At 63.6% G+C, this 24,483-nt stretch carries 25 protein-coding genes; 12 read left to right on the forward strand and 13 right to left on the reverse strand.

Features of this window, described 5'->3' with window-relative positions; genetic code table 11:
- Positions 1-46 precede the first annotated feature (46 nt).
- From pbpC to AC1D05_RS08235, 6 genes are all read left to right on the forward strand, one after another.
- Positions 47-2,137 carry a penicillin-binding protein 1C gene (pbpC, locus tag AC1D05_RS08210; RefSeq protein WP_477439867.1) on the forward strand — a complete coding sequence of 697 codons (2,091 nt, stop codon included), beginning with the start codon at positions 47-49 and terminating at the stop codon, positions 2,135-2,137.
- A gap of 1 nt (position 2,138) precedes the next feature.
- Positions 2,139-2,861, forward strand: coding sequence for a M15 family metallopeptidase (locus AC1D05_RS08215; RefSeq protein ID WP_477439869.1), 723 nt, complete (start codon positions 2,139-2,141; stop codon positions 2,859-2,861).
- 220 nt (positions 2,862-3,081) lie between these two features.
- The gene (locus AC1D05_RS08220) at positions 3,082-4,110 is read left to right on the forward strand and encodes a sulfate ABC transporter substrate-binding protein (protein WP_477439871.1); all 1,029 of its coding nucleotides are present in this window, start codon (positions 3,082-3,084) and stop codon (positions 4,108-4,110) included.
- A gap of 82 nt (positions 4,111-4,192) precedes the next feature.
- Positions 4,193-5,044, forward strand: a complete 852-nt coding sequence (cysT, locus tag AC1D05_RS08225; RefSeq protein WP_477439873.1) for a sulfate ABC transporter permease subunit CysT — start codon at positions 4,193-4,195, stop codon at positions 5,042-5,044.
- Entirely contained in the window at positions 5,037-5,921 is an 885-nt protein-coding gene (gene cysW, locus AC1D05_RS08230) for a sulfate ABC transporter permease subunit CysW (RefSeq protein ID WP_258582831.1), read from the forward strand. The genes cysT and cysW overlap by 8 nt, the downstream gene beginning before the upstream one ends.
- A 13-nt stretch (positions 5,922-5,934) precedes the next feature.
- Positions 5,935-6,975, forward strand: coding sequence for a sulfate/molybdate ABC transporter ATP-binding protein (locus tag AC1D05_RS08235; protein WP_477439875.1), 1,041 nt, complete (start codon positions 5,935-5,937; stop codon positions 6,973-6,975).
- 36 nt (positions 6,976-7,011) lie between these two features.
- Here AC1D05_RS08235 and AC1D05_RS08240 read toward each other — a convergent pair whose 3' ends face one another.
- Positions 7,012-7,497, reverse strand: coding sequence for a GNAT family N-acetyltransferase (locus AC1D05_RS08240; protein WP_477439961.1), 486 nt, complete (start codon positions 7,495-7,497; stop codon positions 7,012-7,014).
- The gene (locus AC1D05_RS08245; RefSeq protein WP_477439877.1) at positions 7,497-7,778 is read right to left on the reverse strand and encodes a type II toxin-antitoxin system TacA family antitoxin; all 282 of its coding nucleotides are present in this window, start codon (positions 7,776-7,778) and stop codon (positions 7,497-7,499) included. Before AC1D05_RS08245 ends, AC1D05_RS08240 begins: the two co-directional genes overlap by 1 nt.
- A 242-nt stretch (positions 7,779-8,020) precedes the next feature.
- Here AC1D05_RS08245 and AC1D05_RS08250 point away from each other — a divergent pair, with 242 nt between their 5' ends.
- The 3 genes from AC1D05_RS08250 (at position 8,021) to AC1D05_RS08260 (ending at position 10,934) form a co-directional block, all read left to right on the forward strand.
- The gene (locus tag AC1D05_RS08250) at positions 8,021-9,007 is read left to right on the forward strand and encodes a sulfate ABC transporter substrate-binding protein (protein WP_477439879.1); all 987 of its coding nucleotides are present in this window, start codon (positions 8,021-8,023) and stop codon (positions 9,005-9,007) included.
- A gap of 249 nt (positions 9,008-9,256) precedes the next feature.
- Complete coding sequence (locus tag AC1D05_RS08255; protein WP_010910348.1) at positions 9,257-9,706, forward strand: RrF2 family transcriptional regulator; 450 nt, start codon at positions 9,257-9,259, stop codon at positions 9,704-9,706.
- Positions 9,707-9,749: 43 nt separating this feature from the next.
- On the forward strand, positions 9,750-10,934 hold the full coding sequence (locus AC1D05_RS08260; RefSeq protein ID WP_477439881.1) for a hypothetical protein: 1,185 nt from the start codon (positions 9,750-9,752) through the stop codon (positions 10,932-10,934).
- On the opposite strand, the gene AC1D05_RS08265 is transcribed toward AC1D05_RS08260, so the two are convergent.
- The 7 genes from AC1D05_RS08265 to AC1D05_RS08295 all read right to left on the reverse strand — a co-directional run bounded on the left by AC1D05_RS08265 (position 10,929) and on the right by AC1D05_RS08295 (position 18,911).
- Positions 10,929-11,468: a gluconokinase gene (locus AC1D05_RS08265; RefSeq protein ID WP_477439963.1), complete on the reverse strand. Its 540-nt coding sequence runs from the start codon at positions 11,466-11,468 to the stop codon at positions 10,929-10,931. The genes AC1D05_RS08260 and AC1D05_RS08265 overlap by 6 nt on opposite strands.
- An 11-nt stretch (positions 11,469-11,479) precedes the next feature.
- Positions 11,480-12,484, reverse strand: coding sequence for an ABC transporter permease (locus AC1D05_RS08270; protein ID WP_477439883.1), 1,005 nt, complete (start codon positions 12,482-12,484; stop codon positions 11,480-11,482).
- Entirely contained in the window at positions 12,481-13,461 is a 981-nt protein-coding gene (locus AC1D05_RS08275) for an ABC transporter permease (protein ID WP_477439885.1), read from the reverse strand. Before AC1D05_RS08275 ends, AC1D05_RS08270 begins: the two co-directional genes overlap by 4 nt.
- Positions 13,458-15,005: a sugar ABC transporter ATP-binding protein gene (locus AC1D05_RS08280; protein ID WP_477439887.1), complete on the reverse strand. Its 1,548-nt coding sequence runs from the start codon at positions 15,003-15,005 to the stop codon at positions 13,458-13,460. Before AC1D05_RS08280 ends, AC1D05_RS08275 begins: the two co-directional genes overlap by 4 nt.
- Positions 15,006-15,086: 81 nt before the next feature.
- The gene (locus AC1D05_RS08285; protein WP_095202062.1) at positions 15,087-16,214 is read right to left on the reverse strand and encodes a sugar ABC transporter substrate-binding protein; all 1,128 of its coding nucleotides are present in this window, start codon (positions 16,212-16,214) and stop codon (positions 15,087-15,089) included.
- A 307-nt stretch (positions 16,215-16,521) separates the two neighbouring features.
- Positions 16,522-17,550, reverse strand: coding sequence for an HTH-type transcriptional regulator GntR (gene gntR / locus AC1D05_RS08290; protein WP_477439889.1), 1,029 nt, complete (start codon positions 17,548-17,550; stop codon positions 16,522-16,524).
- Between the two features lie 131 nt (positions 17,551-17,681).
- Positions 17,682-18,911 carry an MFS transporter gene (locus AC1D05_RS08295; RefSeq protein ID WP_477439890.1) on the reverse strand — a complete coding sequence of 410 codons (1,230 nt, stop codon included), beginning with the start codon at positions 18,909-18,911 and terminating at the stop codon, positions 17,682-17,684.
- Here AC1D05_RS08295 and AC1D05_RS08300 point away from each other — a divergent pair.
- Together AC1D05_RS08300 and AC1D05_RS08305 are read left to right on the forward strand one after the other, a co-directional pair.
- Complete coding sequence (locus tag AC1D05_RS08300) at positions 18,874-19,068, forward strand: hypothetical protein (protein WP_477439892.1); 195 nt, start codon at positions 18,874-18,876, stop codon at positions 19,066-19,068. The two genes, AC1D05_RS08295 and AC1D05_RS08300, sit on opposite strands and share 38 nt — an antisense overlap.
- Positions 19,069-19,091: 23 nt before the next feature.
- A complete protein-coding gene (locus tag AC1D05_RS08305; RefSeq protein ID WP_477439894.1) occupies positions 19,092-19,379 on the forward strand; it encodes a DUF3175 domain-containing protein in 288 nt (95 codons plus the stop codon).
- A gap of 4 nt (positions 19,380-19,383) precedes the next feature.
- On the opposite strand, the gene AC1D05_RS08310 is transcribed toward AC1D05_RS08305, so the two are convergent.
- Positions 19,384-20,160 (reverse strand): FadR/GntR family transcriptional regulator, encoded by a 777-nt coding sequence (locus AC1D05_RS08310; RefSeq protein ID WP_477439896.1) that lies wholly within the window; start codon positions 20,158-20,160, stop codon positions 19,384-19,386.
- A gap of 102 nt (positions 20,161-20,262) precedes the next feature.
- Positions 20,263-21,159 (reverse strand): NAD-dependent epimerase/dehydratase family protein, encoded by an 897-nt coding sequence (locus tag AC1D05_RS08315; protein ID WP_477439898.1) that lies wholly within the window; start codon positions 21,157-21,159, stop codon positions 20,263-20,265.
- A gap of 68 nt (positions 21,160-21,227) precedes the next feature.
- Here AC1D05_RS08315 and AC1D05_RS08320 point away from each other — a divergent pair, with 68 nt between their 5' ends.
- Entirely contained in the window at positions 21,228-22,217 is a 990-nt protein-coding gene (locus tag AC1D05_RS08320) for an NAD(P)-dependent oxidoreductase (protein WP_477439900.1), read from the forward strand.
- A gap of 21 nt (positions 22,218-22,238) precedes the next feature.
- Here AC1D05_RS08320 and AC1D05_RS08325 read toward each other — a convergent pair whose 3' ends face one another.
- Together AC1D05_RS08325 and AC1D05_RS08330 are read right to left on the reverse strand one after the other, a co-directional pair.
- Positions 22,239-23,021 carry a FadR/GntR family transcriptional regulator gene (locus AC1D05_RS08325; protein ID WP_477439902.1) on the reverse strand — a complete coding sequence of 261 codons (783 nt, stop codon included), beginning with the start codon at positions 23,019-23,021 and terminating at the stop codon, positions 22,239-22,241.
- Positions 23,022-23,207: 186 nt separating this feature from the next.
- On the reverse strand, positions 23,208-24,197 hold the full coding sequence (locus AC1D05_RS08330; RefSeq protein ID WP_477439903.1) for a sugar-binding protein: 990 nt from the start codon (positions 24,195-24,197) through the stop codon (positions 23,208-23,210).
- Between the last annotated feature and the right edge of the window lie 286 nt (positions 24,198-24,483).

Here is a 24,483-nt window from a genome sequence, read left to right on the forward strand (position 1 = left end):
AGCGCAGCTGCTGCGGAGGACGGGCAGGCGGATGAGGGGCAGCGCCATGCTCTCCAAGAAATTCCTGCGCCGAGCAGCCATTACGGGGGCCTCCCTGGCTGGCTTCGCGGCAATCGCCGCAGCCTCGCTCTGGGAACTCGACCGCGCCTTTCCGCCTCCCCTTCCGGCGGAACTCACCGTCTCAACCGAAGTCCAGGACCGCGACGGCCAGTTGCTGCGCGCCTTCGCCACGCCGGACGGCTACTGGCGGCTGGAAACCCGGCTCGACCAGGTCGACAAGCAGTTCGTCGACATGCTGGTCACCTATGAAGACAAGCGCTTCTGGGACCATCAGGGCGTCGACGTGCTGGCGCTTGGCCGCGCGGCGGGGCAGCTCATCACCAGCGGCCACATCGTCTCCGGCGGCTCGACCCTGTCGATGCAGCTTGCGCGCCTGATCGAGCCGCGCGAAAGCCGCAGCCTCGGCTCCAAGATCAAGCAGATGCTGCGCGCCATCCAGATCGAGCGGCGGCTGTCCAAGCGCGAGATCCTCGAACGCTATCTGACGCTGGCGCCCTATGGCGGCAACCTCGAAGGCGTGCGCGCCGCTTCGCTTGCCTATTTCGGCAAGGAGCCGAAGCGGCTCACCGTCTCCGAAGCCGCCCTGCTCGTCGCCCTCCCCCAATTGCCGGAAAAGCGCCGGCCCGACCGCAACCTCGAAATCGCCCATGCCGCCCGCGACCGTGTGCTGACCCGCATGGTCTCGTCAGGCCTGATCGGCGAACGCGAGGCGGCCCGCGCCGCGCTCGACGATGTGTCGGGCCTGCGTCGCACCTTGCCGGCGCTCGCCGCGCACGCCGCCTATGCGATGCTGCCCAGGGCCGTTCCCGGTCAGCCACTCAAGCTGACGATCCGCAAAAGCGTCCAGCAAGGGCTTGAACAGGTGGCGCGCGATGCCGCCATCAAACTTGGACCGCGTCTCTCCGTCGCCATGGTGCTGGCCGACTCCCGCACCGGCGACATTCTGGGCGAAGTCGGCTCGGCCAATTTCTTCGATGCCAGCCGCTCCGGCTGGATCGACATGACCAAGATCGTGCGCTCGCCCGGCTCGACGCTGAAGCCGTTCATCTATGGCCTCGCTTTCGAGCAGGGACTGGTGGCGCAGGAAACGCTGATCGAGGACAGCCCGGTCGATTTCGGCGGCTACAGGCCGAAGAATTTCGACATGGGCTACCAGGGCGATGTCAGCGTCCGCCAGGCGCTGCAATTGTCACTCAACGTGCCGGCGATCCGCGTGCTCGACGCCGTCGGCCCGGCGCGGCTGACGGCGCGCTTCCGCCAGGCCGGCGTCAACCCGATCCTGCCAATCAATGAGGCGCCGGGCCTCGCCATCGGCCTCGGCGGCGTCGGCGTCACGCTGCGCGACCTCGTCCAACTCTATACGGGGCTCGCCAATGGCGGCAAGACGCACACGCTGCATGACGGCACCGAGCCCGCCAATGCCGAACGCACCACCGCCACTATCCTCAACGACCAGGCCAACTGGCAGATCATCGACATATTGTCGGGCGTCAAGCCGCCGGAAGGCGCGTTGCAGCGCGGCATCGCCTACAAGACCGGCACCTCCTACGGCTACCGCGATGCCTGGTCGGTCGGCTTCGACGGCCGCTATGTGCTGGGCGTCTGGGTCGGCCGCCCCGATGCGGGCGCCGTGCCCGGCCTCTCCGGCTATGTCTCGGCCGCTCCGATCCTGTTCGAGGGCTTTGTCCGCTCGGGCCTAGCCACCGTGCCGTTGCCGGGCAAGCCGCCCGGCGCCTTCACCCCCAAGCGCGAGGAGCTACCGGTGACGCTCGCCCGCTTCGGCGCGGGCGCCGACGGACTGGTGCAGGCGACAGTGACCGAGCCCGCCCCAACCATCATCTTCCCGCCGGACGGCGCCCGCGTCGACCTTGCCACCAATTCCGCCGACGCCACGCCGCTGGTGCTCAAACTGCAAGGCGGCCGTGCGCCATTCCGCTGGCTGGCCAATGGCAAGCCGCTCTCCGGCATCGACCGCCGCCGCACCGCGACCTGGCTGCCCGACGGCGCCGGCTATTCGACGCTGACCGTGATCGACGCGGCGGGACGGGCGGCGAGCGTGAAAGTGTTCGTTGAATAGAATGCGCCAGGCGATTCTGCGCGTTGGCTTTTGTGTGCTGGCGATTGCCGCTCACGTTTTCCCCGCGTCCGCCGACGCCCTGCCCGCCGGCTTCGTTGGTCTCGCCGATATCGCCCCGTCGATCCGCCAGGACATCCGCTACGCTGGCGCAGACAATTTCCTGCACCGCAAGGTGAATGGCTACGGGGCGCCAGTCTGCATCCTCACCTTGCAGGCGGCGCAAGCTCTTGCCGGCGTCCAGCAGGCAATCGCCGCAAAAGGGCTGACACTGGTCGTGTTCGACTGCTACCGCCCTGCCCGCGCCGTTGCCGACATGGGCGAATGGACACGAGAGGGCGGGCCGCCCGATCCGCAATGGTATCCGAAGGTCCGGCGTGGCGACCTCATCGCCAAGGGCTATGTCGGTGAGCTGTCAACCCATTCGCGCGGCTCGACCGTCGATGTCGCGATTGCGCGGGTTGGCGGTCCATCCGTCTCCAAGCCGGCCTGTGGCGCCATCGATGCCGATACGCTCGACTTCGGCACCGGTTTCGACTGTTTCGACCCGATGAGCGAGACGGCGCACCGCCCGCTCGGCGACGAAGCGGCGGCAAACCGCAAGCTGCTTGTCGACGCCATGCGTGCCGCCGGCTTCAAGAACTATGCCCGCGAATGGTGGCACTTCACGCTGGCAGACGAACCATTCGCCAAGGAGCGTTTCGACTTTCCCGTTACCGCCGAGTAATTCGCCTCATCGATTCCCTACGGCCTTGCCCCGACACCTCACATTTCTAGATAGGTCTGGTGGCTGCGTGGATTCGCGTCGGTCGCGCGCAGGGGAAGATATTTCTCCAGGATACAAAATTTCGTCGAAGATTTTCTTCAGGAGGGCAAAAAAGGCAACATTCGATGCATCTAATTTCTATCAATTCGGTAGATTTGGCGCGGGTTCAACGGAGGCAGAAATGACCAAACCTCATTTCAGGAAACTGCTCGGCGCACTGGTCGCCACATCTGTCCAGTTCGGCACGCTCGGTTTCGCGTTTGCTGACACCACTATCCTCAACGTGTCCTACGATCCGACACGTGAGCTCTACAAAGCTTATGACGAGGCCTTTGCCGCCCACTGGAAGGCCGAGACCGGCGAGACGGTGACCATCCAGCAGTCGCATGGCGGATCGGGCGCCCAGGCGCGCGCCGTAATCGACGGCCTCGACGCCGACGTGGTGACGCTGGCGCTCGAGGGCGACATCAACGCCATCGTCTCCAAGTCGAAGAAGATCAACCCCGACTGGCGCAAGAAATTCGAAAACAATTCAGCGCCTTACACCTCGACCATCATCTTCCTGGTCCGCAAGGGCAACCCCAAGGGCATTCACGACTGGAGCGACCTCGTCAAGGATGGCATCCAGGTGATCACGCCGAACCCCAAGACTTCGGGTGGCGCGCGCTGGAACTACCTCGCCGCCTGGGCCTATGCCAACGCCCATGATGGCGGCGACGAAGCCAAGAACAAGGAATTCGTCGGCAAGCTCTACGCCAATGCCCCGGTGCTCGACACCGGCGCGCGCGGCTCGACTGTGACCTTCGCGCAAAAGGGTATCGGCGACGTGCTGATCGGCTGGGAAAATGATGCCTATCTGGCGCTCGACGAATTCGGCGCCGACAATTTCGAGATCGTCTATCCGCCGACCTCGATCCTGGCCGAGCCGCCGGTGGCGATTGTCGATGCCAATGTCGATGCCAAGGGGACGCGCAAGGTGGCCGAAGCCTATCTCGGCTGGCTTTATTCCAAGGAAGCGCAGACGATCATCGCCAAGAACCACTATCGTCCGGCCAAGCCCGAACTCGTGGCGCCGGCGGATATTCCGAAGACGCCGGAAATCAAGCTGATCTCCATCGACGACCCGCTTTTCGGCGGCTGGAAGAAGGCGCAGCCTTATCATTTCGGCGACGGTGGTATATTCGACCAGATCTACAAGCCGGCCCAGTGAGGTTCGGCAGTGCCGAAGAAGCTCGCAAATGGGTTTCTTCAGCGAAAATCTGGTTGAGTAAGAAGGGACAATCCAGAACTCCATGACCACAGCACCCGCGCAGGCGGGGTGGCGATTCAGGCAGCCGAGTGTCATTCCGGGTTTCGGATTGACGCTCGGCTTCTCGCTTGCCTACCTCACCCTCATCATCCTCATTCCGCTCTCCGGGCTGGTCTGGCGCTCGGCGTCTCTCGGCTGGGTTGAATTCTGGGCGATCGCCAGCGACCGCCGCACCCTCAACGCGCTGGAAATCAGCTTCGGCACCGCCTTCCTCGCGGCGATCGTCAATGTCGTCTTCGGCACGCTCGTCGCCTGGGTGCTGGTGCGCTACCGCTTTCCTGGCCGTCGCATCGTCGACGCCATGGTCGACCTGCCCTTCGCGCTGCCGACGGCGGTGGCCGGCATTGCGCTCACCACGCTCTATGCGCCGAACGGCTGGATCGGCAAATTGCTGATGCCGCTCGGCATCAAGGTCGCCTACACGCCACTCGGCATTGTCGTGGCGCTGGTCTTCATCGGCCTGCCCTTCGTCGTGCGCACCGTGCAGCCGATCATGGAGGAAATCGACAAGGAGGTGGAGGAAGCCGCCGCGACGCTTGGCGCCAGCCGCTTCCAGATCATCACCCGCGTGCTGTTCCCGGGCCTGGCGCCGGCCATCATCACCGGCTTTTCGCTGGCCTTTGCCCGCGGCGTCGGTGAATACGGCTCGGTCATCTTCATTGCCGGCAACCTGCCCTACAAATCCGAGATCGCGCCGCTTCTGATCGTCATCCGGCTGGAGGAATACAACTATCCGGCGGCGACCGCGATCGCGGCGATCATGCTGGCTCTGTCGTTCGTCATGCTTCTGATCGTCAATCTCGTGCAGACATGGAGCCGCAAGCGCTATGGCTGATCCCGAGATCAAATCCTACGAACCGTATCATGAGAGCCGCTCGGCGGCGGTGACCGAAAGCCGTCCGGCGCAGGCCGTGCTGATGGCTATCGCTTTCGCCTTCCTCGGCATCTTCCTGCTTTTGCCGCTGATCATCGTCTTCCATGAGGCGCTGGCGAAAGGCATCGGTGCCTATACGCAAGCACTGGGTGAAGCGGACGCACGCTCGGCCATCCACCTGACACTGCTTGTCGCGGCGATCTCGGTGCCGCTCAATGTCGTCTTCGGCATCTCCGCCGCCTGGGCGATCGCCAAGTTCGAGTTCAAGGGCAAGGCCTTCCTGACCACGCTGATCGACCTGCCTTTCTCGGTCTCGCCGGTCATTTCAGGTCTGGTCTACGTGCTTCTGTTCGGCGCTCAGGGGCTGCTCGGAGCGTGGCTGAAGGGACATGGCATTCAGATTTTGTTCGCCGTGCCTGGCATCGTGCTCGCCACCGTCTTCGTCACCTTCCCCTTCGTCGCCCGCGAGCTGATCCCGCTGATGCAGGAACAGGGCAATGGCGACGAGGAAGCCGCCCTTTCGCTCGGCGCCAATGGCTGGCAGACCTTCTGGTACGTGACCTTGCCCAACATCAAGTGGGGCCTGCTCTACGGCGTGCTCCTATGCAACGCCCGCGCCATGGGCGAATTCGGCGCGGTGTCCGTGGTTTCGGGCCATATACGCGGCCTGACCAACACCATGCCGCTGCATGTCGAAATCCTCTATAACGAGTACAATGCCGTTGGCGCGTTCGCCGTCGCTTCATTGCTTGCCGGGCTGGCGCTCGTCACACTGGTCTTGAAAACACTGCTCGAGATGCGCTACGGCGCCGAGCTTGCCGCGACGCGCGGACATTAGCAGAGGGATTTGTATGGAAGTTCGCGTTGCCAACGTGCGCAAGGAGTTCGAGCGGTTTCCCGCACTCCACGACGTGTCGCTCGACATCAAGTCGGGCGAACTGATCGCGTTGCTGGGGCCGTCCGGCTCCGGCAAGACGACCTTGCTCAGGCTGATCGCCGGGCTGGAGCGGCCGACCCGTGGAAAAATCTTCTTCGGCGACGAGGACGCTTCGCAGAAGTCGATCCAGGAGCGCAATGTCGGCTTCGTCTTTCAGCATTACGCGCTGTTCCGGCATATGACGGTGGCCGACAATATCGGCTTCGGCCTGAAGGTCCGGCACGGGTCCTCGAGGCCGCCGGCGCAGGAAATCCGCCGCCGCGCCTCCGAACTTCTCGACCTCGTCCAGCTTTCAGGGCTGGAGAAGCGCTATCCCGCGCAGCTCTCGGGCGGCCAGCGCCAGCGTGTGGCGCTCGCCCGCGCCATGGCGATCGAACCCAAGGTGTTGTTGCTCGACGAGCCGTTCGGCGCGCTCGATGCGCAGGTGCGCCGCGAATTGCGTCGCTGGTTGCGCGAGATCCATGACCGCACCGGCCACACCACCGTCTTCGTCACCCACGACCAGGAAGAGGCGCTGGAACTTGCCGACCGCGTCGTGGTGATGAGTCAGGGCCGCATCGAGCAGGTCGGCACCGCCGACGACATCTACGACACGCCGAACTCGCCCTTCGTCTATGGCTTCATCGGTGAATCGAGTTCGCTTCCCGTCAAGGTCGAGAATGGCGAGATCTGGCTCGCCGACCGTCCGATCGGCCTGTCGGCGCCGCACGCGCCCGAGGGCGACGCGACGCTGTATTTCCGCCCGCACGATGTCGAGCTGCTCGACGGCTGCAGCGGCTGCATCGCCGGCACGGTTGCCGCCAGCCGCCGCGTCGCCGGCACCAGGCGGGTTGAGCTCGAGATCGGCGGCGAGCGCCAGCGGGTCGAGATCGAACTGCCCGTCGGGCATCCGGCAGCACAAAAGAGCCGGGTGGCCTTCCGGCCGGGGCGTTGGAAGCTGTTTCCGGCCACCTAGCGGTAAGGCGAGTGGGAACCTGATACGGCGATCATCCTAGTCTTTCACCAAGCCCTTCAACGACAGCACCAAGGTCATCGGATTCTTCGGAGAAGCCGCAAAACCGTAGCGCTCATAAAAGGCTTTCGCCTGATCCGATATGGCATGAACAAAAATGCCGCGAATCCCGAGGATCGTTGCGGCATGGCCAGCGCGCAGAACGGCGTCTTGCAGCAACGCTGCGCCCAGCCCCTTTCCCTGCCAGCCTGCGTCCACGGCGAGGCGCCCGAGCACAACCATTGGGATGGGATCCGGCATGTTGCGACGGATGGGGCTAGGTGCCTCCGCAAGATCAAGCCCGCCCGAAGACAGGCAGTAATAGCCGACAACGCGTGCGCCTTCCGCCACCACATAAGTGCGCGACGCGCCACCGACCTGGTTGGCCCGTGCCCTGCGGCGAAGCCATTGGTCGAGACTTTCGGTACCACTTTGGAAAAGTTCGAGATCGTGGTTTTCGGCCAGGGGCGTGGGCGCCGATAGCATCACTCCTGCCATGGCCTGGGCGCGTTCATAAGACGCGCAAAACCTTCCCCGCCTGGCGGTTCATCAAGGATGTCGAGATAATGCCGGTAACTCTCGGGATCCACCTTGATCAGGGTTTGGTCGAGCAGCGTGTCCTCGGCTGCACGGTAAGCTGCATCGATCATGAAGTCGGAACGAGTTTTCCCGCGTAGTTTCGCGGCACGGTCAATCAGCATCCGCATATCCTCTCGAATGCGCAGATTGACAGGCTTGGCGTGGGTATCAGGCGCGGCCTTTGTCATGGAAGACTCCTTTCCATCACGGTAGCACTCTGCATACACAATGTGTATCTATTTGTCACCTTCGTCAGAGGGGCTGAAGGCGATCGGCCGATAGACTCCACTTGAAAGAAAATCCTACGATCCGCCTGTTCGGGCAATGGTTTTTCTAGCAAGGAGCGCCAAGCTCTGGAACCATGCCTCGCCCTGCCCCTGCGCCACGGCTATGGTCGAGCCATTAACGCATTGCATCCGGAGCCTTTTTCATGAAGCGATTTTTCCTCGGCATTGCCACCGTCGCTGGCCTGTTCCTCGCATCCTCCCAAGCCTGGTCGGCCGACAAGCTGCTCAACGCCTCCTATGACGTCGGCCGCGAACTGTTCGTTCAGGTCAACAAGGCCTTCATCGCAGCGCATCCGGGCGTGACCGTCGACCAGTCGCATGCCGGCACCTCGGCGCAGGCGCGCGCCATCACCGAAGGCCTCGGCGCCGATGTCGTCACCTTCAACCAGGTCACCGACATCGACTTCCTGGTCAAGAAGGGCTTTGTCTCGGCCGATTGGCAAAAAGATTTCGCCAACAACGCCTCGCCCTTCTATTCGCTGCCTTCGTTCCTTGTTCGCGCCGGCAACCCCAAGCACATCAAGGACTGGAACGATCTGGTACGCGACGACGTGCAGGTGATCTTCCCCAACCCGAAAACGTCGGGCAATGCGCGTTACACGTATCTGGCGGCCACCGCCTACGCCAAGGAAGCCTTCAAGGGCAACGACGCCAAGGTGAAGGAGTTCATCACCAAGCTGTTCAACAACGTGCCGATCTTCGACACGGGCGGCCGCGCCGCGACCACCACCTTCGTGCAGCGCGAGATCGGCGACGTGCTGATCACCTTCGAGTCCGAGACGCGCGGCATCCGCAAGGAGTATGGCAACGACAAGTTCGAGCAGGTCACGCCCTCGGTCAGCCTGCTGGCGGAATTCCCGGTGGCGATCGTCGACAAGGTCGCCGACGAGCACGGCACTCGCGATCTGGCCAAGACCTATCTCGATTTCCTCTACACGCCCGAGGGCCAGGACATCCTCGCCCAGAACGGCAACCGTGTGCGCGACGCAGCCGTCGCCGCCAAATACACGGCCGATTTCCCCGAGGTACGCCTGCTGACGGTGGAAGACGTCTTCGGCGGCTGGGACAAGATCCAGAAAGAGCATTTCGCCGCCGGCGGCCTGCTCGACCAGGCCTATGGCAGCCGCTGACGGCTACAGTATACAAAGAACAGATGAGGGGAAGCCGGCAACAAGCCGGCTTTCTTCGTTTTTGCCATCAGTCATGGCGATACGGCGCCATCCCTGCAAAACGTTACAAAGAATCAACGCGTTTGTGCCTAACGTGCCATTTGGCGTCTTGTTTTCGCGAAATGCCTTCGCGCGGCGAAATTGTCATTATTTGCACACAAACAGCCGCCAGATGCGGGGTGGTTGGGGCTTTAACGGGTTGACTCGGGCATGCTGACAAAAAAAGGCAAATACGGCCTCAAGGCCCTCGTGCATCTTTCCAGCCTTCCGGTTGGCCAATTGGCCTTCGTCAACGACATTGCGGTCGCCAACAACATCCCGAAGAAATTCCTCGACGCCATCCTCGGCGAATTGCGCAATGCCGGCTTCGTCCAGAGCCGCAAGGGCAAGGAAGGCGGCTATCGCCTGGCCCGCCCGGCCTCCGAGATCAAGATCGGCCATGTCGTGCGCGTGCTTGACGGGCCGCTGGCGCCGATTCCCTGTGCCAGCCGCACGCAATACCAGCGCTGCGAGGATTGTGACGAGGCGACCTGTCAGGTCCGGCACATGATGCTGGAAGTGCGCCAGGCGATCGCCGAGGTGCTGGACAATCGCAGCCTCGCCGCCATGCGCGATGCCGACAACGACGATTTCCCGGTCGAGCTGTCGTCGCAAATCTAGATCGGCGGCTGGCGATCGGCGTTCATCACTGTAAGATTGGGCGATGCGCGCAGGCGCATTGCTGCAACAGGAACAGATGGACGCCCGCTGGATGAGGCTGTCGAAGTTCGCGAGATCCCGAAACACTGCCCGCAAGCCGACCGCCACGGCCAGATTCCAGACTGAGATCATCGCCGACGTCCCCGTGCCGGAACGGGCTGAGGACGTGCGCTTCTTCAGCCGCAAGATCGTCCACCCCGGCAAGGTGCGCCGGTTCTCGAACCAGGATTTGCGCGAAAGCGCGATGGCTCTCTTCTATCTCGTGGTCGCGGCTTCAGTGCCGGTGCGCTGGTGGGCGTCGATCTGCGATCGGATGTCCAGGTTTCGGCTGAAGCGCCATCTGCGCAAGCAATTTCCAGCCTATGCCGACGCGACGCGCGCAGTGCTTGGTAAGGATATCGATCCGCGTTCCCTGTTCGAGGCATTGCTCGCGGCACGCCACCGCCGCCGGCTGCAGCTTGCCGCGCACCTCGCCGGCTTCCGGTGGGCGCCGACAATCCGGCTGGAGGGACAGGAAGGACTGCAGGCAGCGTTACGGCGCGGCCATGGCGCCATCGTCTGGTGCGATCAGTTCACCTCCCAGACCATCCTCGGCAAGCGCGCCCTGCACGAGGCCGGCATCGAGGCGCACCAGGTGAGCGTCAATTCCCACGGTGTCTCGGAATCGATGTTCGGACTGCGTTTCCTGAACCCGCAACTGGTCAATGTCGAGAACCGTTACCTCAAAAGCCGCATCGTCTTCGAACGCGACGACGCCTATCAGGTCACCATCCGTATCCAGAAGATCCTGAAGCGCAATGGCGTGGTGCTGATGACCAACACCATCCATGCAGGCTCGATCTTCACCGAACTCGCGCTCGGCGAAGGCGGCTGGACGCATCTTGCCTCGGCACCGGCGAATTTCGCCGCAAGGGGCAAGGCGGCGCTGTTTGCCATGTCGACTTTCGAGACCGTTCCCTTCCGCGAATACCGGGCCGTCATCAGCCCGGAGCTGTTGCCGGTTGAAGCGGCGACGGGACGGGGCGGGGCCAAGGACATGGTGCTGCAGGCTCGCTATATCCTGCTCAAGCGTGACCGGCTGCTCGAAGCGCTGAAACTGTTTCCCGAACAGATGCTGATCTGGTCCGGCAGCCGGCGGATGACGGAAGCCTCGGCCGATGCCCCGACCGGCGACGATATGGACTCATGACCTGGCCAATAGCCGCGTCACGTCGGCAACGACATCGGCAACGGGACGCGTCGCGTCGATTGTCAGGGCCCGCTCATCCCTCCCCGGTGGCTCCAGGATGGCGAACTGGCTGTCGACCAGGCTTGCCGGCATGAAATGGCCCTTGCGGCTGGCAACGCGCCGCCTCGCGGTGGCGGGATCGATCTCCAGATAGAGGAAGACGATATCGGGGTAAAAAGCGCGCAGCCGGTCGCGATAGCTGCGCTTCAGCGCCGAGCAGGCCGCGACCACGCCCTGCCCTTTGCCGACCGACGCCGCGATGCGCTCGCCGATCGCGTCGAGCCAGCCTTCGCGCAACTGGTCAGTGAGTGGCTCGCCGCTTGCCATGCGCGCCACATTCTCCGGCGGATGGAGCCGGTCGCCCTCGATGAAGACGGCGTTCAGCGTGGCCGCCAGCGCGATGCCGACAGCCGACTTGCCGCAGCCGGCGACGCCCATCACCACGATGGCCGGAGATGCCGAGCCAGGAACGCCTATCAGCGCCTGCACTGCCATTTCGTCCACTGTCAGCGGCTTGCCGGCGCGCGGCCGTAGAGCAGCAGCATGGCGACGATGACGACGCCATAGATGATCTGCCGTCCCGCCTCCGGCATCTGCATGACCGACAGGATGGATTGCAAGAGCGTGATCAGGATGACGCCGGCGACGGTGCCGAGATAGGAGCCGCGCCCGCCGAGGATCGAAGTGCCACCGAGCACCACCGCGGCGATCGACGGCAAGAGATAGGCATCACCCATCGACTGCGCCGCCTTGGAGGCATAGCCGGCCAGCAGCACGCCGCCGAAGGCGGAGAGCCCGCCTGAGACGGCGAAGGCGATCATCACCACACGCCTTGTATCGATACCCGAGAGGTAGGCGGCGCGCTCGCGGTTGCCGATTCCGTAGACGGTGCGGCCAAAGCCGGTGCGGGTCAGCACGAAGACCATTGCCGCGCCGATGACAGCCCAGATGATGACCGCGTTGGGCACGCCCGGAATGGTAAAACCCGTCGCGAGATAGCGCATGGCGCGGGTCGCCGAATCCTGGGGCGAGAAGCCGCCGGTGTAGACCACCATCAGCCCTTGAGCGACGGCGTTGGTGGCGAGCGTGATGATCATCGAGGGAATGCGCAGGTAGGCGACGCCGATGCCGTTGACGACGCCGATCAGGACGCCGCAGAGGATGCCGAACGGGATAGCCAATACCACCCCGGCGGGACCGTAGGCGGCCGCGGCGCAGGCCATCATCGCGCCGGCCGCCACCGACCACGGCACCGACAGGTCGATCTGGCCGAGCAGCACGACCAGCATCATGCCGGTGGCAATGACGCCGAGGAACGAGGCGACCTTAAGCTGCTGCAGCAGATATTCAGGCGACAGGAAACTTCTGGAGTAGAGGCTGCCCAGGAACAGCAGCAGCACGATGCAGGCAAAGGCCGTCACCACCGCCGGGTCGGCGTGGCGGATGAATTTCGGCATGCGGCCGGCAATGCCGCCGTCGCTCTTCCCAACCATCGGCGTCGTTTCGCTCATAGGAACCACTCCAGCCGGTTGCGTACCCGAAACAGGGCGAAGGCGCCAAGGCTGACCGCGATCAGCAGGATAACGCCCTGGAACAAAGGCTGCCAGAGCGGATCGAAATCGAACACGAACAACAAATCACCGATGGTGCGGAAGGCCAGCGCGCCGAAGATGGCGCCGATGGCGCTGCCCTTGCCGCCGAACAGCGAGACACCGCCAAGCACCACGGCGGCGATCGAGAACAGTGTGTAGGCGTTGCCGCTGGCATAGGCCGCGTCGCCCGTATAGGTGAAGAAGGTGAGGAACAGCCCGCCGATCGCGGCCAGCAGCCCGGCCAGCGTGTAGGCGGCGAACTTGCCGCGTCTTATCGGCACGCCGGACATGTAGGCCGCCGTCTCCGAAGACCCCGCCGCATAGGCAGCGCGGCCAAGCACCGAGCGGCTGAACGGTACCCAGATCACCAGCACGATGGCGAGCAACACGACAAGGCTCGCCGGCACCACATCGAAGACGCGGCCGGTCATCGCATCGGCCAGATCCTCATTGACCGAACCGCCCGGGAAGGGCCGCAGCAAAAGGCCGATGCCGTAATAGACGGCCCCGGTGGCGATGGTGGCGACGATCGGCTGCAGCCGTCCGTAGATGACGATGGCGCCGTTGATGGCGCCACAGAGAAGGCCGACCGCCAGCACGGCGATGACGCCAAGCGCCGTCTGCATCGGCGTGCCCACCACCAGCCAGGAGGCCAGGCAGTTGGTGAGCAGGAAAATCATGCCGACGGACAGATCGATGCCGGCGGTGATGACCACCAGCGTCTGCGCCATGGCGACGAAGGCGAGCAGCACACCCTTGTTCGCCGCCGTCTGCACCACATTGGCGGTGAAGCCGGCTGGATGGTTCGAGGTGTAGATGACGAACATGACGATGAAGATGCCGAGCGCCAGCAGCGTTCCGCGCTGCTCGGCCAGCCAATAGCGCCAATCCTTCACGCGTCTGCTCCCAGGCCCACCGGGCTCTCCTCGCCATGGATGTTGAGCGCGCTCGCTATCAGCGCCCGCTCGGTGATCTCGGCGCCGACCAGTTCACGCTTGACCGCCCCGTCATAGAGCACCAGCACGCGGTCGCAGCAGCCAATCAGCTCGTCATAGTCGGTCGAATAGAACAGGATCGCCGCTCCCGCATCCGCCAGCTTGCGCATCAGCTGGTAAAGCTCCTGCTTGGTGCCGACATCGATGCCGCGCGTCGGATCGTTGAGCAGGATGATGCGCGGCTGGCGCATCAGCCATTTGGCGATGACCACCTTCTGCTGGTTGCCGCCCGACAGCGCGCCGACCGGAATGTCGAGCCCCGCCGTCTTGATCGCCAGAAGGCCGACCATGTCGTCGATCAGCCGCTGTTCGGCGGCGCGGTCGATGATGCCGCCTTTGGACAGCCGGTCGAGCGCGGCGAAGGACAGGTTCTCGCGCACCGTCATCGGCAGCATCAACCCTTCGGTCTTGCGGTCCTCCGGGATCAGCGCCATGCCGATGCCATCCTGCCGCGCCTTGGCGGGACTGCCGATCGTCACCGGCTTGCCGTCGATCAGCACCTCGCCGGAAAGGCCGCGCAGCACGCCGAAGAAGGCAAGCAGCAATTCGCGCTGGCCCTGGCCGTCGAGGCCGCCGAGACCGACCACCTCGCCTGCCCTGACGGTGAGCGAGATATTGTCCAGCCGATCGGTCCACGACAGCTTGCGGGCTTCAAGCCTGGGTGCGGCAGTAGCTGGTACGGTCGCCGGCTTGGGCGGGAAGATGTGACTGTATTCGCGGCCGATCATCAGTTCGACCACCTCATTGTCGCTCTTCGAGCCGGCCTTGTAGCTGGCAACGTTGCGGCCGTTGCGGAACACCGTGCACTGATCGGCGAGTTCCGCGATCTCATTCATGCGGTGCGAGATGTAGAGCAGCGCCAGCCCTTCCCTGCGCAGCCGCTTCAGCACGCCAAAAATGTTCGAGACATCCGCCGCGGTGAGCGCGGATGTCGCCTCGTCGAGGATCAGGATGCGCGGCTTCCTGGCCAGCGCCTTGGCGATCTCGACCATCTGCCGGCGCGACAAGGGCAAGTCCTTGACCAGCGCCAGCGGATGGATATCGGCAGCTCCCGCGCGCGCCAATGCCTCCTCCGCGATGCGGCGCTGCGCCTTGCGGTCGATCATGCCGAAGCGTTTGGGCGGGTCTGATATGACGATGTTGTCGGCGACGCTGAGTTCGGGAACCAGTGATAGCTCCTGGAAGATACAGACGATGCCGGCCTTGTTGGCGGCAGCCGGCGAAGCAAAGGTCACCTCGCGGCCATCCAGCATCATGCGGCCTTCGTCGGCCGCGACGACGCCCGCCATCACCTTGATCAGCGTCGATTTGCCGGCGCCGTTTTCGCCAAGGATGGCGTGGATGCTGCCGGACGTGACGACAAGCTCCGCCTTTTCCAACGCCCGCACGCCACCATAGCGCTTGGATATGCCTTCCATCTGGAAGAGCGGAACCGCAGCGTCCATAGGCCCTCCCGAGGCACTTTGACGGCCAGAGATATCGAATTGCCGGCGCCATGAGAGATCCCACGGCGCCGGGAGTGCAGCCTACTGGTCCGCCTTGGTCTGCCCCATGATTTCCTGCGCGGTGAAATTGATGCCGCAGGTCGGGAAGGAGTTGCCGACGAAGAAATTGTCGGACTGGTCGGGGAAGAAATCCTGACCGGCCTTGAAATTGGGATCCTCGACGATCGCCAGCGGCAGCTTGACCGACTGCGGGACGACATTGCCTTCAAGCGCTGCGATCGCCGTCTTGATGGCAACCGCCACCTGCGCCGGGCCGGTACCGGCTGACGAGCATTTCAACCCGTCGGCCGCGTGGGCCGCGCAGAACTTGCGGAAGCCGTTCTCGGTCTCGCCGCCGAATGGCACGAACGGATGCTTGGCATCGATCATCGCCTGAACGATGCCGGTGTCACCGCCCTGTCCCGTGACGCCGTCGAAGGGGCCATTGGTGGCGATTGCGTCGGCCGAAGCCTTTTGCGCAACGCCGTCATCCCACTTGCCGACGACCTCGGTGACCGCCCATTTCTTGCCGGAGGCGTCGAGAACTTCGTGGATGCCATTGTGGCGGTCCGTGTCGACAGACGTTCCGGCAACGCCGCGCACTTCGAGCACCTTGCCGCCGTTCGGCACATGTGAGACCAGCCATTTGCCCCACAGCTCGCCAAGACCCTTCTGGTCGACGTTGACGTTGATGGCGTCCTTGGTGTCGAGAATGTTGTCGAAGGCAACCAGCACAACGCCGGCTTCCTTGGCGCGCTTGATTACCGGCCCGAAGGCGGTCGGGTTCTGCGCGTTGACGACGATGGCGTCATAACCGGAATCGATGAAGTTGTTGATCGCCGAAATCTGCGCCGGCACGTCTTCGCCGGTCGAGACGACCTTGAATTCCTTCAGCTTCGCCGCGACATCCTTCTGCGCCGCATAGGCCTTCGCCGTCTGCACCATCTGGATACGCCAGGTGTTGGCGATATAGCCGTTGGCGAGCGCAATGCGGTATGGGCCGGCCTTCTTGGGGAATTTGAAGAACAGCGTGTCCGCGGCCCAGGGTGCGAAGCAATCCGGCTCGGCAGCCGGGCCCTTGACGATTTCAGGGCCTGCGGCAATCGCCGACGAGCTCAACATGACGAATGCAGTGGCGGCAACGATGCCACCAACAAGTGACTTGATCATCGATAATCCTCCCGATTGCAGTTCTGATTTGTCGGTTCAGTTTTGTTGAATTTTCGCGTTTCTGGGCGGCTCCTCCGCCTTGCCCAGTTGCGTCTGCCAGGTGCCGAAGACCTCCGCGATCCCTCCCCTCGCCGCCCCCTTCAGTCGGGTGAAATCTATCATATTATCCATAATAAACAAGCTTGAGCTGTTGCTTATGTATAATAAACAGACCTAGCGCGTAAATGGCGATACCCGCACCCAGAAAATGGTAGCGCTACCATGACGTTGTGTAAAGCGCCATTTGCAAGCCTTCTCGAAGGCGTGTTCAGCGGGCCGTGCTCTCGCGGCGCATGAGTTCGAATCCGAGGTCGACAACCCGCTCCTGCGGCCTGTCGCCGGCGATCGCCGCCAGTGCCATGGCGACGGCGCGACTGCCGATTTCGTATCGGTAGGTACGAATGCTGGTGATCGAGGGAAAGGCCACCTGCATCATGTCGAGATCGTTGAAGCCGACGATGCCGATCGTCTTCGGCACGTCGATCGAGGCTCGATGGCATTCAAACAGCACGCCGAGCGCGATGTCGTCATTGTTGCAGAACACACCGTCGAGCGTCGGCATCTTGGCCAGTGCGTCGCGGAACAATTCGCGGCCGAGTGGCACGCTGGACAGCAGCGGCGTGGTGGTGATCAGGCGCGGGTCGAACAGGCCGGCTTTCTCCATCGCCGCGCGGTAGCCGGCAAGGCGCCGCTGCGAGCGCGGGTCCATGCGCGCGCCGATGAAGCCGATGCGGCGATAACCCGCCTCGATCAGGTGCTCGGTCGCCGTCCTGCCGCCATCGAAATGCGAGAAGCCGACCAGCATGTCGACGGGATCGGGCCCGGTCTCCATCACCTGAACCACCGGGCAACCGGCATTTTCCAGCAGTTTTCGCGAGGTTGGCGTCTGGTCGATGCCGGCGACGATGAGTGCCGCCGGTCGCTGCGAGCCGAACAGCTGTAAGAGCCGCTCTTCCTCGAGGCCGGAATAATGCGTGTTGCCGAGCTGGATACGGAACGGGCTATCCGACAGGCTGTCGTAGATGCCGCGCACCACTTCGGCGAAGACGTTGTTGGTGAGCGAAGGCACCAGCACGCCAAACACCTCGGCGCGCGCCGAGGCCAGCGCCCGCGCATTGGGGTCCGGCACATAGCCGAGCTCGTCGACGGCGGCCTGGATCTGGCGGCGCAAATCCTGGCTGACACGCTCCGGCTCGCGCAGCGCGCGCGACACGGTGATGGCGCCGACGCCGGCCTTGCGCGCGACATCCGATATGGTCGGGCGACCACCGCCCCGGCGCGAGCGCGGCTTGATCAAGGCCACCGCCCGCAGCCGCCGAAGCGCACCCGCAATACGATCATCTCAGCTGTCGCCATCTCACCGGCCCGTTGCCGCACCCTGGGCCTCTGGGGTCGCGCAGTGCCTGCCTATTGTCAAGCCGAGGTGTCTCAGGCCGCTACAACAGCCCTGTCCCTTGCCTTCCACATGAACAGCCCGACGGCCAGTATGTTCAGCAGATTCCAGGCGATACCGTTGAGGAAGGCAGCGGCATAGGAACCGGTCAGGTCGTAGATCCAGCCCGACATCCAGCCGCCGATCGCCATGCCGAAAATCGTTGCCATCATGACGATGCCGATACGCTGGCCGGCCTCCTTGGCGGGCAGATATTCGCGCACGATGATCGCATAGCAAGGCACGATGCCGCCCTGCGACAGGCCGAACACCAGCGACACGACATAGAGCGAGGCGAGCCCGTCGAACGGGATGTAGAACAGCAGCGACAGGCATTGCAGCACCGAACCGATGATCAAGGTTTTCGCGCCGCCGATGCGATCGGCGATAAAGCCGGAGGCCAGCCGGCTGGCGACACCCGCCGCCATCATGATCGACAGCATGTCGGCGCCATGTGCCATGCCGTAGCCGAGATCCATGCAATAGGCGACGATGTGCACTTGCGGCATCGACATCGCCACGCAGCAGCCGAGGCCGGCAACGACCAGCAGCACCTGCAACGCCGCCGGCGACATTGGCATCGGCTGCACAGGCCGGCTTCCCGGCGAGCCGGCGGCCGCCGCCTCCGGGGCGCCGCGCCGCAGCAACAGCACCAGCGGCACCATGGTGACAAGGCAGAAGATACCGATCGCCGCATACGTGAAGCGCCAGCCTTCCGCCTTGATCAGCGTCGGCATGATGGTCGGCCAGAGCGCGCCAGCGAGATAGTTGCCGGCGGCCGCCGCCGTAACCGCGACGCCGCGCCGGCGGTTGAACCAGTGCGAGATATCGGCGATCAGCGGTCCGAAGATCACCGACGTGCCGACACCGATCAGCACGCCTTGCGCAAGGGTGAATTGCAGGATCGAGGTCGACAGCGCGGCAAGCAGCAGGCCGGCCGAGAGCGCCACGGAAGAGATCAGCGCTGGAATCCAATAGCCAATGCGATCGATGGCGCGACCGACCAGCACATTGCCGGCGGCGAAGCCCACCATGGTCGCGGTGTAGGGCATGGACGCCGCGGCGCGGTCAACACCAAACTCCGCCTGCACGGCGGGCAGCACCACGACGACGGCCCACATGCCAACCGCACCGATCGTCGCCAGCACCATCGAGATGGCCAGCCGCATCCAGGCGTAGGAGCTGTCGATGCCGGGGCTCGGCCGGCTCAAGTCGATTCGGGTCAAAGGCGTTTTCCTGTCGGCGGTCGCGAAAACCGGCTGCCGCTTGCGCCACTATCGGCACATTCTCGGCACGCAGCAGCGCCAGAGCGGGCAAATCTGTGGCTCCAGAGCGGACAAGGTGGCGGGAACCGACGCCAATGTGTGGAGTTTTCCGATCTGAAAACCTGCAAAGGAGTCCCAGCCATGACAGCCGCCAAAAAGTGGTCAGCCGAGGTGACCGAGCACAGCGACGCGATGGATCTTGAGGATCACATCTTCGAATCCGACGATGCCAAAAAGATCGCCGCCTCGCTCAAGCGGTCGGCCGAACACAGCCACCGCCGCAAGGCCGAACCCTTCCAGTCAGCCATGTCGATGCTGAACTTCTACATCAACCGCGCTGGCAAGAACCTGCCCGCCGCGCGCAGGCAAGTGCTCGAGCACGCCAAGGATGAACTGCGCCTGGTCTTCGGCCGCGAGAAGGAAGATTAGCGGCCTAACGCGACTTGATCACGTGGTCGGTGTTGGCCAGCAATTTCCGCACTGCAGCACGTGCAGCGTCCGGTCGCTGCAGGCGGATGTTCTTCTCGATCGCCTCATGCAGCTTCTGCGCATGATTCAGATCGTCGACCGCCCGCGTCGTATAGGCGAACAGGTGATCGAAGGCGGATTCGATCAGCACGCCGAGCGGCACCAGCAGATCGTTGCCCGAGGCCCGCAGGATGGCGAGGTGGAAGCGTGTGTCGGCACGGGTGCGCTCCTGCAGGCTGGTCGCCTCGCCCATCTCGCGGCACGCTTGGCTGATCTCGGCCATCTGCTCGTCGGTCCGCCGCATGGCGGCGAAGGCGGTCGCCTCCGGCTCGATGATGTGGCGGAACTCCTGCACCGTCTTCAGGAACACCTCACGATCCGGCGACGTCGCGTACCAGGCGAGCACGTCGCGATCGAGCAGGTTCCAACGCTCCTTCGGCTCGACCCAACTGCCGATCTTGGGGCGTGAGGCCAGAAGGCTCTTGGCCATCAGCATCTTGATCGCTTCGCGCACCGCCGAGCGGCTGACGCTGAAGGTCTCCGACCACTTTGCCTCATTGGGCAAGATGGTGCCGGGCGGATAGTCGCCGCGCACGATCCGCAGGCCAATCTCGCTGGCCAGCGACGTGTGCACGCTGGCGCCGGGAATGCGCGCCGCATCGGCCCGGCGAACACCCGCCGGGCGCTCGGCGGCAGCCGGCTTTTTCGGCGATTTTTCCTTGTTCGGCTTCGCGTCCCGCATACGCTTCAGAAAGGCCGGTTTACGGAAGCTGTCAAGCACCACCGAACGGTTGAGCCGCAAAGCCCGCCGCTATGCACAGCCCAGCCGCATTTGCCCGCTCGCTCAGGCGGTTTTGACATATTTGCGCCAGCTATGCTCTGGGCGGAAACCCAGCATGTCGCGTGCCTTGCGGTTCGACAGCAGCGTCTCGTATTCACCGAGTTCGGCCTTGACCGGCACGTTGGGATAAAACCGCTTCAGGAGTTCGGCCGTCGGCAGATCGGACGAGGTGTCGTCATTGGCGGCGTTGAACACCTGGAAGCCGAGGCCGTCCTTCTCGACAGCGCGCAGTGTGATCTGGCCGAGATCGCGCGCGTCGACATAGCTCCAGGCGATGCGTTTGCGAAAACCGGGATCGGCGAACCATTTCGGGAACAGCGAATACTCATGCGGCTCGATGACATTGCCGATGCGCAAGGCATAGATGTCGGTGCCATTGCGCTGCGCGAAGGCGCGCGCGGTCTTCTCGTTGACGATCTTGGACAGCGCATAGCTGTCCATCGGGTCGACGTCATACTCTTCATCGAGCGGGAAATATTGGGGATCGCGCGGCTCGTTGGCGAACACCAGGCCATAGGTCGTCTCGCTCGAGGCGATGATCACCTTGCGGATGCCGAGTTTCACCGCTGCCTCGATGACATTGTAGGAGCCCATCGCATTGATGCGGAACACTTCATTGTCCGGCGTGATCATGATGCGCGGGATGGCGGCGAAATGCACCACCGCATCCACCGGCTGCGGGCGCAACGAAGGGTCGAATTCGTGCAGGCCCATATAGCTCGAAAGCGCGTTGAACACCTGCCCGCTGTCGGTGATGTCGGTGATCAGCGTGCGCACCTTGGGATTGTCGAGCGGCTTGGTGTCGATGTTGAGCACCTGGCAGCCCTGCTCGACAAGATATTGCACGACATGACGCCCAGCCTTGCCGCTGCCGCCGGTGAACATGATCCGCTTCGTCATTCTGGTCTCCATGACAGGCTCTGGAATTCCCGTCTATTGTCAGACAATATTGCTTTCTGCAACCGTATATGGCTAAAACGGCAGTGCAATTATCGATAATCCGGGATAGGACCGACGACATGAACACCACCGCCGCGCGCGAAAAGATCGGCTTCATCGGCCTTGGCCTGATGGGACACGGCATCGCCAAGAACATCGTCGACAAGGGCTATCCCCTGACATTCCTCGGCCGCAAGAACCGCAAGCCGGCGGAAGATCTGCTGGGCCGGGGCGCCAAGGAAGCATCGACCTCGCGAGAGGTCGCGGCGGCATCTGATATCGTCTTCATCTGCGTCACCGGTTCGCGCGAAGTCGAAGCCATCATCCGCGGCCCCGGCGGCCTCAAGGAGGGTTTGAAAAAAGGCTCCGTCGTCGTCGATTGCTCGACCTCGGATCCGGTCTCGACCGTGGCCCTGGCGGCCGAACTCAAGGAGATCGGCGTCGACTTTGTCGATGCGCCGCTCAGCCGCACACCGAAGGAGGCCTGGGAAGGCACGCTCGACGCCATGGTCGGCGCCCCCGACGCTCTCTTTGCCCGGGTCAAGCCGGTGATCGAAACCTGGGCCGGCCGCATCGTCCATATCGGCGACACCGGCGACGGCCACCGCATGAAGCTGCTCAACAATTTCATCTCGCTGGGCTACGCCGCCATCTATTCCGAAGCATTGGCCTTGGCCGAAAAGGTCGGCATCTCACCGCCGCGTTTCGACAGCGTCATCCGTAACGGCCGCATGGATTGCGGCTTCTACCAGACCTTCATGCGCTGGACGCTGGAAGGCGACCGCGACGCCCACAAATTCACCATCGCCAACGCCTTCAAGGACCTGACTTATCTCGAGTCCATGGCCGGTGCCGCCGGCATTGCCAACCCGCTCGGCAACGCCACCAAGAATTCCTTCGCCGGCGCCCATGCCACCGGTCCGGCCGAGCAGTTCGTACCGATGCTGGCCACGCATATCGGCAAGGTGAATGGCGTCGACCTGATGCCGACGAAGGACGGCAAGAAGCAGACGATCTGAAGCGCGAACGGCCGGCCGATCTCAGCGCCGCCGGCTTCCGATCCCCTCATCGGTGTCGGCGAGCAGCTTGTGCACGGCATTGCGCGCCGCCGCGGGCCGTTGCAGGCGGATGCTCTTCTCGATCGCCTCATGCAGTTTCTGCGCCCGCCGCTGGTCTCCGACCTGGCGCGTGGTGAAGACGAAGAGATGGTCGAGTGCGGACTCGATCAGCACGCCGAGCGGCACCAGAAGGTCGTTGCCCGAGGCCCGCAGGATGGCCAGATGAAAGCGCGTGTCGGCACGGATGCGTTCCGGCAGGTTCGCCGCTTCGCCCATCTCGCGGCAGGCCAGGCTGATCTCAGCCATCTGCTCGTCACTGCGCCGCATGGCGGCGAAGGCGGAGGCTTCCGGTTCGATGATGTGGCGGAACTCCTGCACGGTGCGCAGGAACGCCTCGCGGTCGGGAGCGGTCGCGTACCAGGCGAGCACGTCGCGGTCGAGCAGGTTCCAGCGCTCCTTCGGCTCGACCCAGCTGCCGATCTTGGGGCGCGATGCCAGAAGACTCTTGGCCATCAGCATCTTGATCGCTTCGCGCACCGCCGAGCGGCTGACATTGAAGGTTTCGGCCCATTTGGCCTCGTTGGGCAGGATGCTGCCGGGCGGATAGTCGCCGCGCACGATCCGCAGACCAATCTCGCTGGCGAGCGAGGCATGGACGCTGGACCCGACAAAGTGCGCCGCATCCGCCCTGCGCACGACCGCCGGATTGCGGTTGGCTTGCGTCTTGGCCCGGCTGGCTTGTCTCTTTGCCTTCTCGTCCGGCATCCACGTTCCAATAGGTCGGCCGCCTGTCGCCCGGATTGATCCGGAGTTGCACGGTGCCGATCCCGTTGCCGAAAATCCAAACCATGGACGCGTCGAGGCCGGAGCCTGCTGCCCCTCGCCACGGCGTCTTGTCTAGGAATTCAGTGGGACGGGGCGCCCACTGTCGGGCGCCCCGAAATCATCAGCTTATTTCTGGATGCAGGTGTCGACCGTATCCTTGGTGCATTCGTCGAGGCCGGTGAAGACCGGATCGTCGACTTTCTTGCCCGTGACCAGGTCGATCATCACCGACGGCGCCTTGTAGCCCATTTCGAAGGGCCGCTGGCCGACCAGCGCGGTGACCAGGCCATCTCTAGCGATCGCCACTTCGTCGCCGATCGTGTCGGCGGCGCCGATGACGAAGTCGTTCTTGGCTATCCGGTCCTTGAGCGGCCCGAACAGATCGCGATAGGGCTGCGGCGCGCCGAACAGCGGCCAGCCGCCCATGATGCCGAAGGCGTCGAGCTTGGGGTTGGCGGCGAGGATGTCGGTCATCGCCTGCACGCCCTTGGCGCCGTCATCATTTGTGAACACCGGACAGCCGGCAACTTCCGTCCAGCCACCTTCGCCGGCAAGTGCAGCGAGGCCTTCCTTGCCCGACAGTGCGTCGCGCATGCCCTGGGCACGGCGCAGGATGTTGTCGGCGGCGGGATTGCCCTCAATGGTACAGATCGTGCCGCCATTCGGCTTGCCCTTCTTGATATACTCGCCGATCTTGTGACCCATCAGATAGTTGTCGGTGCCGAGATAGGTTTTGCGAAGTGCCGCATCTTCCTTGCTGAGGTCGGCGTCGACGGTCATGATCGGGATCGTCGGATTGGCGGTCTTGATCGTCTGCGCGATCAGCGGCGCGTTGGACGGTGAAATCGCCATCGCCACCGTGTCGGCCTTGCTCAGCATATCCTGGACGATCTGTGCCTCGCCGGCCTCATCCGAAGTCGACGCCGGACCGGTGTAGAAGCATTCATATTCCGAGCTGGCGTTTTCCTTGTTCCATTTCTCGCAGCCCTGGTGGATGGCTTCGAAGAATGGATTGTCGAGACCTTTCACCACGATGACGAGCTGCTTCTTGGCCAAAGCCGGCCCGGCGCCCAGCGCCATGGCGGCGACGGCGGCGAGCAATACTGTTTTCCTCATGTCAGTCCTCCCTTGGAAACAGACGGGCACGGCGTGCCCGCCACACAAATCGACCTGATGCGAAATGGCAGAGCCAACGCTCGTGCCGCGAGGCATGGCCGATGAGCATTTTCAGATGCGACCGGACCGGCAAACGAGCCGGAGTGGCCGATAACCTCCCGCGATCCCGCCGCGACAGCGGCCTGGGACCAAGTATCTTTCTCCGACCATCAGCTAATAACGGCGCGGCGCCAACGTCAATCGCTATTTGTCCTACAAAACGGATTTTTCAGAACCGTAGATCGCT

This window comes from Mesorhizobium sp. P2_E9 (assembly GCF_056403815.1).

Coding starts and splice junctions, on each gene's coding strand:
- pbpC (WP_477439867.1), top strand. CDS start 47: ATGCTCTCCAAGAAATTCCTGCGCCGAGCAGCCATTACGGGGGCCTCC.
- AC1D05_RS08215 (WP_477439869.1), top strand. CDS start 2,139: ATGCGCCAGGCGATTCTGCGCGTTGGCTTTTGTGTGCTGGCGATTGCC.
- AC1D05_RS08220 (WP_477439871.1), top strand. CDS start 3,082: ATGACCAAACCTCATTTCAGGAAACTGCTCGGCGCACTGGTCGCCACA.
- cysT (WP_477439873.1), top strand. CDS start 4,193: ATGACCACAGCACCCGCGCAGGCGGGGTGGCGATTCAGGCAGCCGAGT.
- cysW (WP_258582831.1), top strand. CDS start 5,037: ATGGCTGATCCCGAGATCAAATCCTACGAACCGTATCATGAGAGCCGC.
- AC1D05_RS08235 (WP_477439875.1), top strand. CDS start 5,935: ATGGAAGTTCGCGTTGCCAACGTGCGCAAGGAGTTCGAGCGGTTTCCC.
- AC1D05_RS08240 (WP_477439961.1), bottom strand. CDS start 7,497: ATGCTATCGGCGCCCACGCCCCTGGCCGAAAACCACGATCTCGAACTT.
- AC1D05_RS08245 (WP_477439877.1), bottom strand. CDS start 7,778: ATGACAAAGGCCGCGCCTGATACCCACGCCAAGCCTGTCAATCTGCGC.
- AC1D05_RS08250 (WP_477439879.1), top strand. CDS start 8,021: ATGAAGCGATTTTTCCTCGGCATTGCCACCGTCGCTGGCCTGTTCCTC.
- AC1D05_RS08255 (WP_010910348.1), top strand. CDS start 9,257: ATGCTGACAAAAAAAGGCAAATACGGCCTCAAGGCCCTCGTGCATCTT.
- AC1D05_RS08260 (WP_477439881.1), top strand. CDS start 9,750: ATGCGCGCAGGCGCATTGCTGCAACAGGAACAGATGGACGCCCGCTGG.
- AC1D05_RS08265 (WP_477439963.1), bottom strand. CDS start 11,468: ATGGCAGTGCAGGCGCTGATAGGCGTTCCTGGCTCGGCATCTCCGGCC.
- AC1D05_RS08270 (WP_477439883.1), bottom strand. CDS start 12,484: ATGAGCGAAACGACGCCGATGGTTGGGAAGAGCGACGGCGGCATTGCC.
- AC1D05_RS08280 (WP_477439887.1), bottom strand. CDS start 15,005: ATGGACGCTGCGGTTCCGCTCTTCCAGATGGAAGGCATATCCAAGCGC.
- AC1D05_RS08285 (WP_095202062.1), bottom strand. CDS start 16,214: ATGATCAAGTCACTTGTTGGTGGCATCGTTGCCGCCACTGCATTCGTC.
- AC1D05_RS08300 (WP_477439892.1), top strand. CDS start 18,874: ATGCCGGGGCTCGGCCGGCTCAAGTCGATTCGGGTCAAAGGCGTTTTC.
- AC1D05_RS08305 (WP_477439894.1), top strand. CDS start 19,092: ATGACAGCCGCCAAAAAGTGGTCAGCCGAGGTGACCGAGCACAGCGAC.
- AC1D05_RS08310 (WP_477439896.1), bottom strand. CDS start 20,160: ATGCGGGACGCGAAGCCGAACAAGGAAAAATCGCCGAAAAAGCCGGCT.
- AC1D05_RS08315 (WP_477439898.1), bottom strand. CDS start 21,159: ATGACGAAGCGGATCATGTTCACCGGCGGCAGCGGCAAGGCTGGGCGT.
- AC1D05_RS08320 (WP_477439900.1), top strand. CDS start 21,228: ATGGCTAAAACGGCAGTGCAATTATCGATAATCCGGGATAGGACCGAC.
- AC1D05_RS08325 (WP_477439902.1), bottom strand. CDS start 23,021: ATGCCGGACGAGAAGGCAAAGAGACAAGCCAGCCGGGCCAAGACGCAA.
- AC1D05_RS08330 (WP_477439903.1), bottom strand. CDS start 24,197: ATGAGGAAAACAGTATTGCTCGCCGCCGTCGCCGCCATGGCGCTGGGC.